This window comes from Nocardia nepalensis (genome assembly GCF_048910785.1).
Lineage (GTDB): Bacteria > Actinomycetota > Actinomycetes > Mycobacteriales > Mycobacteriaceae > Nocardia > Nocardia nepalensis.
The window spans coordinates 527325-542723 of the sequence record NZ_JBKBET010000005.1; the positions used below are offsets into that span (position 1 = coordinate 527325).

Genomic DNA, 15399 nt, shown 5'->3' on the forward strand with positions numbered 1-15399 from the left:
AATGCCCGCCGACGACGGCCGTCAACTACTCGCAGCAGGGGCAGCGGCCTACCAGCGCGGCGATGTCGGCGAGGCCAGGCGGCTGTTCGAGGAGATAGCGCGAACCAGCACGGATGGCCTGCGGATCAGCGCGCTGGTCAATGCCGCGAGCATGTGCGATGAGCTCGGTGATCATGCCGCGGCGATCGTCATGTTCCGCGCGGCGCTCGCGGAGATGCCCGCCGATGCGATCGAAAAGCGGACCGCCGCACTGATCAACCTCTCCCAGGCGCTGCAGCATGTCGGCGATCTCGACGGTGCGCAGAACGCACTGGAACAGGCGCGGGCGTTGCTCATCGAAAACGATGACCAGAGTATGCAGCGGGTGGCCTGTCTGCTGTCGCTGACCGCGGTGGCGTTCCACCGCCAGAGCTGGGCCTACGCCATCGAGCTCGCCACCGAATCATTGGATGCGGCAGTCCGTTTCGCACCGCATCTGGCCGGACATCCGCTCTCTACGCTGGGCGGGATCTATTTCGAGACCGGACGGCGCGAACTCGCCGTCGACTTCATGGGCCAGGCGCTCGCGGCATTCGATGCGGCCGGTGACAGCAACGCCGTCGCCGAGACGGAACAGAATCTGGCCATCATGTATGTCAGGTTGGACCGGTTCGACGAGGCAGAAACCCCGCTGCGGTCCAGCCAGGAGTATTTCGAGCGCGCTGGACTCGGGTATCGGGCGGGTGTCGGCCTCAAGACCATGGGCTTTCTCGCCGAGGGCCGCGATGACATCGACGAGGCGTATCGGCGCTATCGCAGCAGCCTGAACTACTTTCTCGAATCGGGCGCGGTGCTCGATGCCGCCGACGTGCGCGTCCGTCTGGCGACTGTGGCCTACGCGACCGGTCGCTACGACCAGGGCGAAGAGCTCATCGCCGAGGCCTTCGCCGCCTATGCCGAGCGCGGTCTCGGATTGCATTGCGCCCAAATCGATTTCTGGCATGCGGCGCTGCTCGAGGCGGTCATCGATGCGGCCGAGACACCGGATGGCGAGCTGTTGGCGCGGGCGGTCGGACTCGCGGTTCCGTCGGCGCTGGCCATCGATGCGGTGCGCCACACGCTGCCCAATGGCAATCAACGCGAGCAATGGAATCGTCAGATCGCCGATCCGGCGATGCGGATGGCGTTCCGGTTCGCCTATCTATCCGGCAATGGTCCGCTGATCGTCGACCTCATCGAAACACAATGCGCGGGTACGACATTGGATATCGCCAAATCAGCGGCCAGCACGCCGCCCCGACTGCCGCTCGAATTATTCGATCCGCCAGCGGTTTCGGCCGAGCCCACGGCGCCACCCGCTGTTCAGGTCGGAACCGGGCCGCAGGAAGGGTCGGCGCCGCAGCTCGGCACGGCACTGGCCGAGGTCGCGGCCGGTGCCGGACTTCCGGTCGCGCCGCCGCCGCGGGTCGCCGTCGCGCCGGACGGCCATATCGCGTTGGCCGCGTATATCGATGCCGCCGAGCGGCGCTACGGACATCGGGTGCGCGACGGCCGGGTGCTGCCCGCATGACCACATCGGCGCAACCGACCGTCATCGTGCGGATGGCGGATGCCGGTGACCTGTACATGTCCTGGCGTTGGCTCGGAAACGACTACGACCGAGGGGCGAGCATGCTGCCCGGGGCCGCCGTTGTCGAGGCCGTAGCACAGCTGGCGGCGGCGCTGCCGAACCCGGCGGTACCGGGCGGGCTCGAACACGCCATGACCACCGGGCCTTTCGCCTCATACGAGTCGGAATATCGTGTCGCTCAGGCACTGTCCCGAGCACTTCTTCCCTACGGCCTGGCCGTGCAACTGCATGATCTGCATGTGCGTGGGATACGCCCGCATATTCGATTGCAGCCCTCGCCCCGGGTCGCCCAGATTCCCTGGGAGATCATCGCTCCCGATCCGGATCTGCGCCTGGTCGACATCGCCGACATCAGCCTGCTCGCCCCCGCCAGCATTGTGCACGGCCCGGACCGCACAGCGCGCACCTGGTCCCACACGCGGAACTTGCCGGTGGTAGCGATCCTCGACCCGCGCGTCCCGGGGTTCCGTGCCGATTCCGCGCTCGGGTCGGTGCTGGGGCGGATGGATCCCAAAGCGCCACTGGCCCAACGTGTCACGGAATACCGCGAACAGGGCAGGCTGCTGCCCGCGGTCGATGACCCGATCGAGGCATTCCGTCGCACCGACATCGATCGAAGCTGGTTGAGCGAGGCGCTGCGCGGCGGCGCGAGCCGCCTCACCTATGTGGGTCACGTGACCGCCGCGGCCCCCGAATCCGGCCAGAGCGAGACCTCCGAACTGCATCTGGCCTGCGGCGCCGAGGCCATCGGCTTCGCCGCGCCCACCCGAGCGCACCGCCCGCTCTCGGCCAAAGACCTACTACTCGGCACCCACACCCTCGCCGCGGAACCCGTTGCCGGACCACAACTCTGGCCCATCCCCAGCCGCGTCGCACTGATCGCCTGCGAAAGCGGCGGCGATATGCGCTTCAGCGAGGCCCTCGGACTGGTCGCCGCCATGATCAACGGCGGCGCCGAACTCGTCACCGCCAGCCGCTGGCCCCTCCCCACCGACCTCGCCTTCCAACGCCTGGCCGGAGCGCCCCCCGAAGCCCACCCCCTCCAAGACGCCATCTGCGCCATCGACGCCGCCCACGAACACCCCGACCCGGTCACCGCCCTGGCCGCCTGGCAACGATTCCGCCTGAGCGCTTGGCGCACCGAACGCACCATCGAACACTCCCCCCTCCTCTGGTCCGCCTTCGCCACCGTCCGCACCTGACCGACGCGACTACCGGTAGGCGAACATCTTGCGCAGGGCGGCGGCGTCATCGGCGAGCCGCATGACAGCCGCCGCCGCAAACGCCGAACGCGGCATCGGCTGGTGCCGATGCCGCGTTTCGCGGAGTCGCTGGATTGGTTCCAAGATTCAGCGGGCCTTGCGAATGCCGAGGTACTGCAGGGCCGCGAAACCGCCGACGGTGGCCGCCTGCATGACGGTCCAGATCGAGCCGACCAGGTTCAATTCGAGGGCGCCTTCGATCAATGCGGCGAGACTGACCACGACCCAGGCGGCATTGGCGGCCGCGACCACGGCGGCGGCCTTGGTGTTGATGGTCCTGGCCATGCCGACGAGGGCGACACCGATGCCGTAGAGGGTCAGGAAGATGCCGATCGGGATACCGATCTCGCGGTCCAGGCCGAGCAGCGATTCCAGTGGGCCCGAAAGTGCCAGGTAGGCAAGGCCGTTGACGCCGGTGATGACCGCGTCCAGACGCAGAGCGGTGCGCAGCAGGTGCTGGCCGGGGGCGAGCAGGGTGGACATGTAGGAGGGGGCGGTGGTGGTCATGGCTGGTATTTCCTTCTGGGATAAAAGTTTCGGATGTGGACTGCGGCCACCGCGCTCGCGGTGGCCGCGGGGTGGGGTCAGGCGGCGGCAGGGACCTTGTCGAGGAAGCCGTAGACGTTAGCGATGCGCCCGTTCTCGACTACCGCGACGTCGAACCCGACGACGACGGCCGGTGCGTCGGCGGGGCCGAGTTCCCAGGTGAAGCGCACCTGGTCGTGGTGGGCGTCGACCGGTCCGGCGAGGGTGAACACCCAACCCGGGAACTGGGCCTGGACTCCAGCGATGGCCGCGTCGAGCTGGTCGTGTCCTGCGACCGCGGCCAGCGGGTCGGTGTAGGTCGCTCCGGCGGTGAACACGGCTTCGATTCCGACCTTACGTGCGGCGGCATCGGTAGTGTTCCAGACTTCCAGATACTGCGCGACAAGCTCGTTCATGATGGCCTCCCAGGCTCCTGATCTGCGGTTTCTCTGTCGTTCTTGCTGACGAGAACTACGTTATGAGCAGAGCGGGGGGCACCGAATCAGTCACCTATAAGTACTTTTCGCCGCCGCATACGTATGCGAGCCACGACCTGCGGCGCATCACACGTCAGAGCCGCAACACCGTCTCGAATTCCAGCCGCGATCATCGCGCCGATGTCGACGCGAAGGCGTTCATGATTCGACGTGGTCGCCGTGGACGACCACGGTGTGGCCGTGAACGTGCTGGTGATCGGGTGTCACAAAACCTGCGACAGAAAGCGCTGCAGCCGGGGCGTCTGCGGGTTGTCGAACAGCGCCTGCGGCGTTCCCGTCTCGACGACCTGTCCGGCATCCATGAACACCACGCTGTCGGAAACGCTGCGGGCGAACCCCATTTCGTGGGTGACCACGATCATGGACATGCCGCCCGCGGCCAGATCGGCCATCACCCCGAGAATGCCCTTCACCAGTTCGGGGTCCAGCGCCGAAGTCGCCTCGTCGAAGAACATGATCTCCGGCTTCATGGCCAGCGCGCGGGCGATCGCGACGCGCTGCTGCTGACCGCCGGACAGGTTCGCCGGGCGCGAATCGGCCTTCTCGGCCAGACCGACGACCTCCAACTGTTCGACGGCCAGCGCGCGAGCCGCCTCCTTGGACAGCCCGCGCAACTTGCGCGGACCGAGCGCCACATTCTCCGCGACGGTCTTGTGCGGGAACAGGTTGAAATGCTGGAACACCATGCCGATGCGCTGGCGCAACTTGTCCGGATCCTCGGTGAGCACCGATTTGCCGTCGAGCAGCACGTCACCCTGATCCGGTTCGTGCAGCCGGTTCAGCACGCGCAGCAGCGTCGACTTGCCGGAGCCGGATGGGCCGATGACTGTGGTGGTCTGGCCCGCGTCGACATGGATATCGATACCGCGCAGCACATGGTTATTGCCGAGCGTCAGGTGCAGGCCGGTTCCGGTGAGGGAGGCACTCATGCCTCCACCTCGCTGGCGCTCGGTTCCGGCATGACTGCCTCTGGCGCTGTCTTGTCGATTCGCTCGCTACGCTCGCTCATGGTCTATCCGCGCCCTTCCGTGATCGTGGCCGCCTCGACCTGGTCGATGGGTTGGTCGGGTCGGCCGGTGCGCATGCGGCGGTCGATGTAGTTGACCAGGTGCGTGAGCGGGATGGTCAGCAGCAGATAGACCAGGCCCGCGGCGACCAGCGGCGAGAGATTTCCGGTCTGCGCGTTGAGATCTCGGCCGACCGCGAAAAGTTCGCGCTGGGTGGCGAGCAGGCCGAGGAAGTAGATCAGCGACGAATCCTTGATGAGCGCGATGAATTGGTTCATCAGCGCGGGCAGCACCCGGCGCACGCCCTGCGGGATCACCACCAGCGTCATTGCCTGGCGGTAGCCGAAGCCGATGGCGCGCGCGGCCTCGAGCTGACCCGGCTCCACGGATTGGATACCGGAGCGGAAGATTTCACCGATATAGGCCGAGGCCAGCAGGGCGAGCGCGAGCGCGCCGAGCCAATACGGGTTGTTGCCGGTGATATTTCGCACCACCGGGCCGATGCCGAGGCCGATGATCAGGATGATCACCACGGCGGGCAGGCCGCGGAAGATATCGGTGTAGATGCGGGCGGGCCAGCGCAGCCAGCGGGTCCGGGAAATGCCCGCAACCGCGAGCAGCATGCCGAGCACGGTACCGAGGACGCCCGAAACCACCGCCAGGATCAGGGTATTCGGCAGACCGGTCTTGAACAGGTCGGGAAATGCCTTGCGGTACAAAGACCAGTCGAAGAAGGTCTCCTTCAACTGCTGCACAGTCGATTTCGGCGCGTTCTGCGCTTCATCGGTCGGCTTCTTCGCCGCCGCGATGGCGGCGAAATCCGGGAGTTGCGGTGCGGGTGCGGCTTTCGAGCCCGGCTTCCAACCGGGCGGCAGCTGCCGCGGCACCCAGTCGCTGTAGAGCTTGGCGTAGGTGCCGTCGGCGATCACGGCGTCCAGACCGCTATTGAGCGCATCGATCAGCGGCTGGTTGTTCTTGGCGACCGCATAGCCGACGAAATTGTCCAGGCTGAAGGTGTTCTGGATGATCGAGGTGCCGTCACCCGGCTTCACCTGGCCCTTGGCCTGCGCGGACGGCGCGACCCACGCGTCGACCTGACCGGACTTCAGATTCGCGTAGGCGGTGGCGTAGTCGGGAAACTTCACCGGATCCAGATGCAGCTGGTTGACCACGTAATCGTCCTGCACCGTGCCCTGCACCACGGCGATCCTGGTGCCCCGCCCAAGATCCGAAAAGCCCTTGATGGCACTGCCATTCGGGACGACCAGGGAAAAGTAGCCGAAGTCGTAGCCATTGGTGAAGCCGACGCGCTCGCGGCGCTCGGCGGTGGTGGTGATATTCGACGACCCGACATCGAATCGACCGCCGGAGACATTCGAGAGCAGCGACGCGAATTCGGTGCCCGAAAACTCCACCTGCAGACCGAGTTTCGCGCCGATCGCACGCAACAGCTCATTGTCGAAGCCGGTGAACGAGCCCGCCGGGTTCAAGCAGATGCTCGGCGGTGCGTCCGAGAGCGTGCCGACGGTGAGCTTGCCCGGCGTGATCAATCGCAATTTGCCGGCGTCGATCGACGACAGGGGCAGCGTGCTCGCGGTGGTGTACTTGTCCGCACCGGCCGACGCGGCCGAGCCGAGGTTCGTCGGTGCGGCGGATGCCGCACTCAACCCGGGCGGGGTGCATTGATTTCGATCGGACGAATCGTCGCCGGATCCGCAGGCCGTGGCCGCTAGGCCGACGGCAAGCAATATCACGGCGATCAACGCACGAGACCGCACAGCGGGCAGACCAGCCATGACGGGTAACCCTAGCGTCCGATCGGGTGCTAATCCGCAGCTACCCCGCAGCGCTCATGGTCGGCAGCGCCTCGCCAACCCGGCTTGCGGCCGCCGAGCGTGCGCGGACGCGGCACCATCGCCCGAACCCGGAATTCGGATCACGGTGATTCGAACCCCGATTGTCGAGCGGCGCGACCCACACGCCGCGCTACGCCAGCCCGCTGACCGGCTCCGGATTGACTTCATCGCGCCAGCGAATCGCCCGCTCGACCTCGCTGAGGTCGAATTTCGGCCCACTGACCCCGACGGTGAACAGGCTCACCCCGGCGTCGACGAACGTCGGCGCCTTCTCGACACCGGGCCATTGCACCGAGCGCTCGATCGTCGCCTGATCGGTGCCGACGGCCGCGCAGTGGTCGGCGAGCACCTTGTTCTTGTGCGAGAGCACGTCGAGATCGGCGAAGGTGTGCCAGATGTCGGCGTATTCCGCGACCAGCCGCAGCGTCTTCTTCTCGCCACCGCCGCCGATCAGGATCGGGATATCCCGGGTCGGCTGCGGGTTCAGCTTCTTCAGCCGGGCGGTGAGCCGGGCCATATTCTCCTTCAGCAGCGCGAGCCTGGTTCCCGGCGTACCGAATTCGTAGCCGTACTGGTCGTAGTCCTTCTGGAACCACCCCGCGCCGATGCCGAGGATGAGTCGGCCGTCGCTGATGTGGTCGACCGTGCGCGCCATATCGGCGAGCAGATCGGGATTGCGATAGCCGCCGCCGGTGACCAGCGCGCCGATCTCGATCCGTTCGGTCTGCTCGGCCCATGCGCCGAGCATGGTCCAGCATTCGAAATGCGCGCCATTGTGGTCGCCGGTGAGCGGATAGAAGTGATCCCAGTTGAAGGCGATATCGACGCCCGCGTCCTCGGCGCGCAGGACGGCGTCGCGCAGGAGTCCATAGTCGGGGGCGTGCTGGGGCTGTAGCTGTACACCTATTCGAACCGGTCGGGTCATGAGCCTGCTCCTCGTCGCTCGATCTGGTTCCCCGATCGAGGCTACCGGCGTCGGTGATCTTCGGCGCCCTCCGGCACTTACTGTTTCATCGCCGACGTGCCGGGAACCGCGGGAGCAATGGTGGCCGACGGCACCGATCCAGCCCGATTCCTGCGCGAACTCGAGCGCATCGTGTGCGAAGCGAGCACATCCGTTAGTATCGCCGGTCAACCCTTACTCGGATCGTCCGGCACGTTCCTGCCGGTGATGGGATGTGATCTGTCATGGCCACCGTGACCTTCGATAGCGCGACCCGGCTGTACCCGGGCTCGTCCAAACCCGCCGTCGACAAGCTGGATCTGGAGATCGCCGACGGGGAATTCCTCGTCCTGGTCGGTCCTTCCGGATGCGGTAAGTCGACCTCGCTGCGGATGCTCGCCGGACTCGAGGAGGTCGACGGCGGACGAATTCTGATCGGCGCCAATGACGTCACGCACGCGGAACCCAAGGAACGCGATATCGCGATGGTGTTCCAGAACTACGCGCTCTATCCGCATATGACCGTCGCCGAGAATATGGGCTTCGCGCTCAAACTCGCCAAGGTCGCCAAGGCGGAGAAGGAGCGGCGGGTGCTGGAGGCGGCCAAGCTGCTCGACCTCGAGCCGTACCTGGACCGCAAGCCGAAGGCGCTGTCCGGTGGTCAGCGCCAACGCGTCGCGATGGGCCGGGCGATCGTGCGCCAGCCGCAGGTATTCCTGATGGACGAGCCGCTGTCGAACCTCGACGCCAAGCTGCGGGTGCAGACCCGCACGCAGATCGCGCAGTTGCAGCGCCGCCTCGGCACCACCACGGTGTATGTCACGCACGACCAGGTCGAGGCGATGACCATGGGCGATCGGGTCGCGGTGCTCAAGGACGGGTTGCTGCAGCAGTGCGCGACACCGCGCGATCTGTACCGGGATCCGGCGAATGTATTCGTGGCCGGGTTCATGGGCTCGCCCGCGATGAACCTGTTCACGCTGCCGGTCGCCGACGGCGCGGTGGAACTCGGCGGGGCCGCCCTGCCGGTGCCGCGGTCGGTCGCGGATGCGGCCGAGGGTTCGGTCGTGGTCGGCGTCCGGCCCGAGCACCTGGAAATCGGCGCGGCGCCGGATAAGTCGGGTATCCAGATGGAGGTCGATGTCGTGGAGGAGCTGGGCTCGGACGCCTACATCTACGGCCGGACGATCGCCGAGGGCGCGACCAATGGCGCTGGCGAAACCATTGTGGCGCGGGCGGATTGGCGTAACCCGCCCGAGAAGGGCACCCGGGTGCCGTTGTCGGCCACGCCGGAACACACCTACTTCTTCTCCGCCGTCGACGGCCGTCGCCTGGCCTGAGGCCCGGATCGTTGCTCGACCGCTGAGCGTGCACTTTCCGCCCGATCCGGCTCGCCGGAGACCGACGAAAAAGTGCACGCTCAGAACGATCGTGAGCTTTCAGCGGTCCAATCGCGTTTCGCCCACGGCGGAAGGCCGCGCGAAGACGACGCCGCATTCGTAAACTCGACGCGGCAACGGGGATCGGCGCGAGGAGCGGACGTTGAAGGTAGCGGTACTCGGTACTGGGCAGGTCGGGCGCAGGCTGGCGAGCAAGCTGGTCGAACTCGGTCATGCGGTGACGCTGGGGTCGCGGACCGCCGATAATGCCGCGGCGACCGAATGGGCGCGCGAAACCGGTGGCGCCCATGGCACTTTCGCCGATGCCGCGGCCGATGGCGAACTGGTTGTCAACGCGACCTCCGGCACCGTCTCGCTGGCCGCGCTCACCGCCGCTGGTGCGGCGAATCTGAGCGGGAAAGTCATTGTGGACGTGTCGAATGCGCTGGATTTCTCCGCCGGATTCCCACCGAGGTTGGCCACCCCCGAGGCGGGCAGCGTCGCCGAGCAGATCCAGCAGGCGTTCCCGGACGCGCGCGTGGTGAAGACCCTCAACACCATGAACAACCAGCTCATGGTGGATCCGTCCCGAATTCCCGATCGGCACAACGTCTTTCTGAGCGGGGACGACGAATCGGCCAAATCCGAGGTGGCCGGGCTGCTGAAATCCTTTGGCTGGACCGATGAGCAGATCATCGACCTCGGCGGCGTCGTGACCGCACGCAGCACCGAACCTCTCGTCCTGCTGTGGGTTCACCTCTACAACAAGCTCGGTACCGAGGACATCAACTACGCGGTGGTCACCGGCTGATCCGGCCCGCGCGATCAGCAGTTCGGTGCCACGCGGGGCGGGGTTACGAGCCACCGCAGATCGGCGCTGCGCCATCAACTCGGTTCAGCGATAGGGCACCGGCCAGCTCGGCAGCACGACACCAACACGACTCGTCAGCACGACACCAACACGACTCGTCAGCACGACACCAACACGACTCGTCAGCAACAACGCCAACGCGGCTCGGCGGTCGCCACCCACGCGGGGCGGGGCAACGGGCCGCGACCAGCGTCGGGGCGAGCTCGGCACAATTACTTCGCTGATCGGGCGCGCACATAGTCGGGATTGAGTCTGATCCCGAGTTCTTCCAAGTCGATCTCACGCCCCTCCACACTGCGGACCTGAACTCGAACCGGCGCACCGGTCGACTCCTCGACCAGCAGCAGCGGCGCGGGCCCCGGCTGCAGGTACGCATCGCCCCACTGCATGAGCGCGAGCACTACGGGCAGCAGATCCCGACCCATATCGGTGAGCACGTACTCGTGCCGGGTGCGCTTGCCCTCTTCCTGGTAGGGCCGTTTGGCGAGCAGGCCGGCCTCGGTGAGTCTGCGGAGCTGGCCGGATGCCGCGGCGTCGGTGATACCGACACGCGCCGCGAAGCCGTCGAACCGCGTGGTGCCGTAGTACGCCTCGCGCAGGATCAGGATCGCCGAGCGGGTGCCGACGATATCCATCGCCTTCGCGATCGAGCATTCCAGCGGTTTCCACGCGCTCAGATCGGCCAACGGTCCTTCCATCACGGCTGCCATGACGAACATCATAGCGATATCTGGCTTGAGTCGACTATATCCAGGCGTTAACCTGACTATAAGCCAATAGAGCCAGGCAAAGGAGTCGGGCTCGCGGTTCGAAAGGAACCACCATGAGAGACGCGGTGATCGTCGAAGCGGTACGCACACCGATCGGCAAGGGCAAGCCGAACGGGGCGCTGCATAACGTCAACGCGGTGGACCTGCTGGCGCACAGCCTGCGCGAGGTGGTCGATCGCAGCGGCATCGACCCGGCGCTCATCGACGACGTGATCGGCGGCATCGTTACCCAGATCGGCGAGCAGGGCGCCAATATGACCCGGCGCGCGGCGCTGGCCGCGGGCTATCCGGAATCCGTGCCCGCGACCACCGTCGACCGCCAGTGCGGCAGCAGCCAGCAGGCCATTCACTTCGCCGCGCAGGGCGTGATCGCCGGCGCGTACGACATCGTGGTCGCGGCGGGTGTGGAATCGATGGGTCGAATTCCGATGGGCGCCAACCTGATCGGGTCCGAGGACCTCTCCGGTGTCGGCTTCGCCGAGCGCTACCCCGAGGGTTTGGTGTCGCAGGGCATCAGCGCCGAACTGATCGCGGCGCGCTGGGGGCTGACCCGCGCCCAGCTCGACGAGTTCGCCCTCGGCAGCCACGAAAAGGCCGCGCTGGCAACGAAGAACGGCTCGTTCAGCAGCCAACTCGCACCCATCGCCGGACTGGAGACCGACGAGGGCATCCGGGTCGGCAGCACCCTGGAAACGCTCGGCAAACTGCGCCCCGCCTACTACGACGAGGCCATGGCCGCGCGCTTCCCGGAAATCGGCTGGCAGATCACCGCGGCGACCGCGAGCCAGGTCAGCGACGGCAGTGCCGCGGTGCTGATCATGACCAGCGAACGCGCCGAGGAACTCGGACTGAAGCCGCTGGCCCGGCTGCACAGCTTCGCGGTGGCCGGTGACGATCCGCTGCTCATGCTGACCGCCGTCATTCCGGCGACGCGAAAGGTGTTGCAGCGTGCGGGGTTACAGCTCTCGGATATCGATCTGGTCGAGATCAACGAGGCGTTCTCGCCGGTGGTGCTGGCCTGGGCGCACGATACCGGGGCCGACATGTCGAAGGTCAATGTGAACGGTGGCGCCATCGCCATCGGACATCCGCTCGGAGCCTCCGGCGCGCGGCTGATGACCACCCTGGTACACGCCATGCAGGAACGCGGCGCTCGCTATGGTCTGCAAACCATGTGTGAGGCAGGCGGTTTGGCGAACGCCACCATTCTCGAACGGCTCTGAGCCATCGAGTGCCGCGGCGCCGGCGTTTCCGCACGGAATACCCGCTGGCGCCGCGGGCTCAAATCGAAACCAGTACCACCGCGACCAGAAACCCGAGCAACCACGACTCGGCGATCAACGGCAGCGCCACCAGCGGCGTCCACGCGATCCGGCGGCGATTGCGAATCTTCTCGACCACCATGATTCCCGCCGCCACCACGGACAAGGCGATGCCGATCCACGCGACGCAATACGCGACCGGTAGATACCGCACACCCCCACCGGGATCCGCGTCCCGCCCGAGGAATTCATACAGCGGCACGAAAGACGCCACCACCCACCCGAACCCGACCGCGATCACCGAACCGAGCATCGCCCGGACGATATTCGCAACCCGCCGCTCCCGGTAACTCGAACCCACATCCCCAGCATGACCGGCCGCTCGAGGGCGCACATCCATCCATTCGAACTGCTGCGGCCGATCGCGCCCACCAATGCGGTCAGCTGGCCGGGAGCCACGTCGTATCCGCACGCCAGCTTTCGCCCGTAGTTCTTCTACAAACGGGTGCGGGTCGCGGCGACAGCCCATCGCCGACACCCTTCCGCGATCGATCGCGCCCGCCAGAGGCACGTGGAGCGCGAGCCGCGTCCAAGCCCGCACGCGCGTCGGTAGTGCTGCACACCAACGCCCTCCGGATGAGGGGCGTGGCGCAGGCGGTTCGTCGCGACGCGATCGGCCGATTGCCGCTGGCTGCCGCCGCCGTCTCCGGCGCTCGGCTCGCTAGGCTGCACGGTGATGACCGATACCTTCGTCTATGCCATTCCGATGCGGACCCGGTTCCGTGGCATCACGGTGCGTGAGGGGATGTTGATCAGGGGGCCGCTCGGGTGGGGTGAGTTCTGTCCGTTTCCCGAATACGACGATCGGGAGGCCGCCGGCTGGCTGGCGACGGCGGTGGAGCAGGTGACGGTGGGGTGGCCGGAGCCGGTGCGCGAACGGATTCCGATCAATTGCACGGTGCCGGCGGTCGATCCGGAGCGGGCGCATGCGATCGTGGCCGGATCCGGGTGCCGGACGGCGAAGGTGAAGGTGGCCGATCACGCCGATTCGCTGCATGAGGATCTGGCGCGGGTCGAGGCGGTGCGGGATGCGCTCGGGCCGGATGGATCCGTTCGCGTGGATGCCAATGCGGTGTGGGATATCGAGACCGCCGTCGCGCATATCGAGCAGATCGACCGTGCCGCAGGCGGTTTGGAATACGTCGAGCAACCCTGCCGCACCATCGAAGAGCTGGCAGCCGTGCGTCGTCGGGTCGATGTGCGGATCGCCGCCGACGAATCCATCCGCCGCGCCGAGGATCCCCTGCGCGTCGCGGTGGCCGGAGCCGCCGATATCGCGGTCCTCAAATGCACCCCCCTGGGCGGAGTGCAGCGCGCACTCCAGGTAGCCGAGGCCGCCGGACTGCCCTGTGTGGTGTCCTCCGCACTGGAAACGAGCATCGGCCTAGCCGCCCAACTCGCCCTCGCGGGCGCCCTCCCCGAACTCGAATTCGCCTGCGGCCTGGGCACTCTGTCGCTTCTGGAGGGCGACCTCGCAGACGAATCCCTACGCCCCGTCGACGGCTTCATGCCGGTCCCGAACACCCCACCCACCCCCGACCCGGCCCTACTGGACCGCTACCGCCACCCCGACCCAACCCGAACCCGCTGGTGGGAAGACCGCCTGACCCGCGTCCGCGCCCTTACCCCGACCTGGTGACCGAGGCGAGTGAAATGGCGGCCGAACGGCCTCTTCACTCCCCTCGCCGAACGGCCTCTTCACTCCCCTCGCCGAACGGCCTCTTCACTCCCCTCGACAAACCGCGTCGCAGAAGGAAATCGGACCGCCGCATCGACGGTCACCCGTGGTGCTCGCACGCATTGTCAACGAACCGCGCAACTGGGGAGACAGCACGCGACGGCGGGCCGAGGGGCTTCAGCTGAGGCGGACTCCGCAGCCGAGCAAGGAGGAGCGCAGGACCAGGCCTGCTTCGGGGCCGATGATGCCGTCGACGAGTTCGAGGTAGCGGCCGCAGAATTCGGGGCCGTGGGGAGCTACCGAGGCGGGGGCGAGTTCGAGGTGGTGGGCGAGTTCGTGCAGGATCACCAGTTCGCGCAGGGCCCAGGCGGTCGCGCCGGTATGGAGCGGGACAGCCAGCACCGCGTCAGCGGCCTCGTAGTGGGCGGCGGAGGTTCCGGCGCGGGAGCGGACCCGGACGGGGGTTGCGGCGCGGTCCCATTGCGCCCGAACCCAGTTGAGGCCCAGCACTTTATCGGTGTAGGCCTGCACCGATTCGACCGAGGCGAAGCGGCGCTCGATCGGCAGCGTCAGCTGTGAACCGTAGAGCTCAACCGTGCGATTGCCGTGTTCGTCGGCACGATCGAATACCCCGCGCACCAGCTGCTCGGCGTCATATACCTTGGCGCGCTGGCTGTCTCGCTCGCTCATTTCGACCCGCCACCGGGCAATTGCCCACGCGCGGCGCCGAGTTCAGGAGAGGTCCCGAGTCGCGCTGCCTTGCCCGCCCGATCACCCGCACGCCGGGCAGCAGCGGAATGCCCGGCCGACGCCTGCGGACCGCGCCAGGTGCCACGCGCTTCAGAGGTCCGCTTATAGAAGTCGGTCAGTTCGATTTCCTTATTGCGCAGGGCCAATGCCGTACCTGCCGAAACGGTTTCCGGCACCACCTCGGCCTCCACCTCCGCCTTGACCTCGGCCAGGCGGCGGCCGATCCGCGCGGCGAACGCCATCTGGAAGTTCAGCCGGGCGGTAACCGCGGCAACCGGCGCCTGGACGCGGCGCTGCACCTTTCGGCCCCAGCGTTTCTCCGTGACGATCTTCTCGACGGTGGCCGAACGGTATTGCCCCGACTTGATGTACTGATCCGATGCCCGCACCATCTGCACCAGCAGGCTCGTGTAGAGGGCTTCACAGGTATCGATATCGGAATCGAAGCCGTATGCGTAGACCTGGGTCGAGGTGCGCGCAACATCGCAGCGCACATCGTTGGCGGCGGCGATCGCAACGAATAGCTGCACGTAGGTGCGCAGACCCTTCTTACCCGGTTCGCCGATCGGGATCATCCGCTGCACCGGCGTCGGTCTGCGCTCACGTCCGGCGATATGTGCGCGGGCCACCGCGAGATCGATCGAGGACCTGGTCGCCAACCGCTGGGCCGCGGCGAGAAACGCCTCGGCCTCGTGTTCGTTATCGGTGGATTCGGCTTGGCGCAGCAACCCGCCGATCCGGGTCAGCATCCGGTCGGGAACCGCATTCGGCGAAGTCATCACGGCCAGCCTAACGAGCGGCCACGACATCGGAACCGCGACGTGCGACCGGCCGGGCGAGCGGGCCTCTTACGTGCACAATCCTGCGTCGCATATAACAACCATGTATCTTGCCAGGTGCACCTGCAGGGTGTGCTGCTGCTCACGTCTC

15 protein-coding genes are annotated in these 15399 nt (G+C 66.7%); 6 read left to right on the top strand and 9 right to left on the bottom strand.

Annotated elements, in window-relative coordinates:
- Position 1 precedes the first annotated feature (1 nt).
- Both ACHQ4I_RS06750 and ACHQ4I_RS06755 read left to right on the top strand, forming a co-directional pair.
- The gene (locus ACHQ4I_RS06750; protein ID WP_420770784.1) at positions 2 to 1549 is read left to right on the top strand and encodes a tetratricopeptide repeat protein; all 1548 of its coding nucleotides are present in this window, start codon (positions 2 to 4) and stop codon (positions 1547 to 1549) included.
- The gene (locus tag ACHQ4I_RS06755; protein WP_420770785.1) at positions 1546 to 2811 is read left to right on the top strand and encodes a CHAT domain-containing protein; all 1266 of its coding nucleotides are present in this window, start codon (positions 1546 to 1548) and stop codon (positions 2809 to 2811) included. The genes ACHQ4I_RS06750 and ACHQ4I_RS06755 overlap by 4 nt, the downstream gene beginning before the upstream one ends.
- A 147-nt stretch (positions 2812 to 2958) precedes the next feature.
- Here the strand turns inward: ACHQ4I_RS06755 and ACHQ4I_RS06760 are convergent, their stop codons facing one another.
- From ACHQ4I_RS06760 to ACHQ4I_RS06780, 5 genes are all read right to left on the bottom strand, one after another.
- Entirely contained in the window at positions 2959 to 3378 is a 420-nt protein-coding gene (locus ACHQ4I_RS06760; RefSeq protein WP_420770786.1) for a hypothetical protein, read from the bottom strand.
- Between the two features lie 77 nt (positions 3379 to 3455).
- Positions 3456 to 3812 (bottom strand): nuclear transport factor 2 family protein, encoded by a 357-nt coding sequence (locus ACHQ4I_RS06765; protein WP_420770787.1) that lies wholly within the window; start codon positions 3810 to 3812, stop codon positions 3456 to 3458.
- Between the two features lie 284 nt (positions 3813 to 4096).
- A complete protein-coding gene (locus tag ACHQ4I_RS06770; protein WP_420770788.1) occupies positions 4097 to 4822 on the bottom strand; it encodes an amino acid ABC transporter ATP-binding protein in 726 nt (241 codons plus the stop codon).
- An 83-nt stretch (positions 4823 to 4905) separates the two neighbouring features.
- Positions 4906 to 6696, bottom strand: a complete 1791-nt coding sequence (locus tag ACHQ4I_RS06775) for an ABC transporter substrate-binding protein/permease (RefSeq protein WP_420770789.1) — start codon at positions 6694 to 6696, stop codon at positions 4906 to 4908.
- 190 nt (positions 6697 to 6886) lie between these two features.
- The gene (locus ACHQ4I_RS06780) at positions 6887 to 7681 is read right to left on the bottom strand and encodes an LLM class F420-dependent oxidoreductase (RefSeq protein ID WP_420770790.1); all 795 of its coding nucleotides are present in this window, start codon (positions 7679 to 7681) and stop codon (positions 6887 to 6889) included.
- A 263-nt stretch (positions 7682 to 7944) separates the two neighbouring features.
- On the opposite strand from ACHQ4I_RS06780, the gene ACHQ4I_RS06785 reads away from it, so the two are divergent.
- Both ACHQ4I_RS06785 and ACHQ4I_RS06790 read left to right on the top strand, forming a co-directional pair.
- Entirely contained in the window at positions 7945 to 9039 is a 1095-nt protein-coding gene (locus ACHQ4I_RS06785) for an ABC transporter ATP-binding protein (RefSeq protein ID WP_420770791.1), read from the top strand.
- Between the two features lie 202 nt (positions 9040 to 9241).
- Positions 9242 to 9889 (top strand): NADPH-dependent F420 reductase, encoded by a 648-nt coding sequence (locus ACHQ4I_RS06790; RefSeq protein ID WP_420770792.1) that lies wholly within the window; start codon positions 9242 to 9244, stop codon positions 9887 to 9889.
- 272 nt (positions 9890 to 10161) lie between these two features.
- On the opposite strand, the gene ACHQ4I_RS06795 is transcribed toward ACHQ4I_RS06790, so the two are convergent.
- Positions 10162 to 10671 carry a winged helix-turn-helix transcriptional regulator gene (locus tag ACHQ4I_RS06795; protein ID WP_420770793.1) on the bottom strand — a complete coding sequence of 170 codons (510 nt, stop codon included), beginning with the start codon at positions 10669 to 10671 and terminating at the stop codon, positions 10162 to 10164.
- A gap of 101 nt (positions 10672 to 10772) precedes the next feature.
- Here ACHQ4I_RS06795 and ACHQ4I_RS06800 point away from each other — a divergent pair, with 101 nt between their 5' ends.
- A complete protein-coding gene (locus ACHQ4I_RS06800) occupies positions 10773 to 11942 on the top strand; it encodes a thiolase family protein (RefSeq protein ID WP_420770794.1) in 1170 nt (389 codons plus the stop codon).
- A gap of 58 nt (positions 11943 to 12000) precedes the next feature.
- On the opposite strand, the gene ACHQ4I_RS06805 is transcribed toward ACHQ4I_RS06800, so the two are convergent.
- Entirely contained in the window at positions 12001 to 12342 is a 342-nt protein-coding gene (locus tag ACHQ4I_RS06805; protein WP_420770795.1) for a hypothetical protein, read from the bottom strand.
- Positions 12343 to 12717: 375 nt separating this feature from the next.
- On the opposite strand from ACHQ4I_RS06805, the gene ACHQ4I_RS06810 reads away from it, so the two are divergent.
- Positions 12718 to 13680: an o-succinylbenzoate synthase gene (locus ACHQ4I_RS06810; protein ID WP_420770796.1), complete on the top strand. Its 963-nt coding sequence runs from the start codon at positions 12718 to 12720 to the stop codon at positions 13678 to 13680.
- A gap of 216 nt (positions 13681 to 13896) precedes the next feature.
- Here ACHQ4I_RS06810 and ACHQ4I_RS06815 read toward each other — a convergent pair whose 3' ends face one another.
- Both ACHQ4I_RS06815 and ACHQ4I_RS06820 read right to left on the bottom strand, forming a co-directional pair.
- Positions 13897 to 14409, bottom strand: a complete 513-nt coding sequence (locus ACHQ4I_RS06815) for a TIGR04338 family metallohydrolase (RefSeq protein ID WP_420770797.1) — start codon at positions 14407 to 14409, stop codon at positions 13897 to 13899.
- Positions 14406 to 15248, bottom strand: a complete 843-nt coding sequence (locus ACHQ4I_RS06820) for a DUF2786 domain-containing protein (protein WP_420770798.1) — start codon at positions 15246 to 15248, stop codon at positions 14406 to 14408. Before ACHQ4I_RS06820 ends, ACHQ4I_RS06815 begins: the two co-directional genes overlap by 4 nt.
- Positions 15249 to 15399 lie beyond the last annotated feature (151 nt).

What these genes read in the sequence shown, in the direction of transcription:
- ACHQ4I_RS06750 (WP_420770784.1), top strand. Translation starts at nt 2, where the DNA reads ATGCCCGCCGACGACGGCCGTCAACTACTCGCAGCAGGGGCAGCGGCC.
- ACHQ4I_RS06810 (WP_420770796.1), top strand. Translation starts at nt 12,718, where the DNA reads ATGACCGATACCTTCGTCTATGCCATTCCGATGCGGACCCGGTTCCGT.
- ACHQ4I_RS06800 (WP_420770794.1), top strand. Translation starts at nt 10,773, where the DNA reads ATGAGAGACGCGGTGATCGTCGAAGCGGTACGCACACCGATCGGCAAG.
- ACHQ4I_RS06770 (WP_420770788.1), bottom strand. Translation starts at nt 4,822, where the DNA reads ATGAGTGCCTCCCTCACCGGAACCGGCCTGCACCTGACGCTCGGCAAT.
- ACHQ4I_RS06755 (WP_420770785.1), top strand. Translation starts at nt 1,546, where the DNA reads ATGACCACATCGGCGCAACCGACCGTCATCGTGCGGATGGCGGATGCC.
- ACHQ4I_RS06765 (WP_420770787.1), bottom strand. Translation starts at nt 3,812, where the DNA reads ATGAACGAGCTTGTCGCGCAGTATCTGGAAGTCTGGAACACTACCGAT.
- ACHQ4I_RS06820 (WP_420770798.1), bottom strand. Translation starts at nt 15,248, where the DNA reads ATGACTTCGCCGAATGCGGTTCCCGACCGGATGCTGACCCGGATCGGC.
- ACHQ4I_RS06785 (WP_420770791.1), top strand. Translation starts at nt 7,945, where the DNA reads ATGGCCACCGTGACCTTCGATAGCGCGACCCGGCTGTACCCGGGCTCG.
- ACHQ4I_RS06815 (WP_420770797.1), bottom strand. Translation starts at nt 14,409, where the DNA reads ATGAGCGAGCGAGACAGCCAGCGCGCCAAGGTATATGACGCCGAGCAG.
- ACHQ4I_RS06760 (WP_420770786.1), bottom strand. Translation starts at nt 3,378, where the DNA reads ATGACCACCACCGCCCCCTCCTACATGTCCACCCTGCTCGCCCCCGGC.
- ACHQ4I_RS06780 (WP_420770790.1), bottom strand. Translation starts at nt 7,681, where the DNA reads ATGACCCGACCGGTTCGAATAGGTGTACAGCTACAGCCCCAGCACGCC.
- ACHQ4I_RS06795 (WP_420770793.1), bottom strand. Translation starts at nt 10,671, where the DNA reads ATGATGTTCGTCATGGCAGCCGTGATGGAAGGACCGTTGGCCGATCTG.
- ACHQ4I_RS06775 (WP_420770789.1), bottom strand. Translation starts at nt 6,696, where the DNA reads ATGGCTGGTCTGCCCGCTGTGCGGTCTCGTGCGTTGATCGCCGTGATA.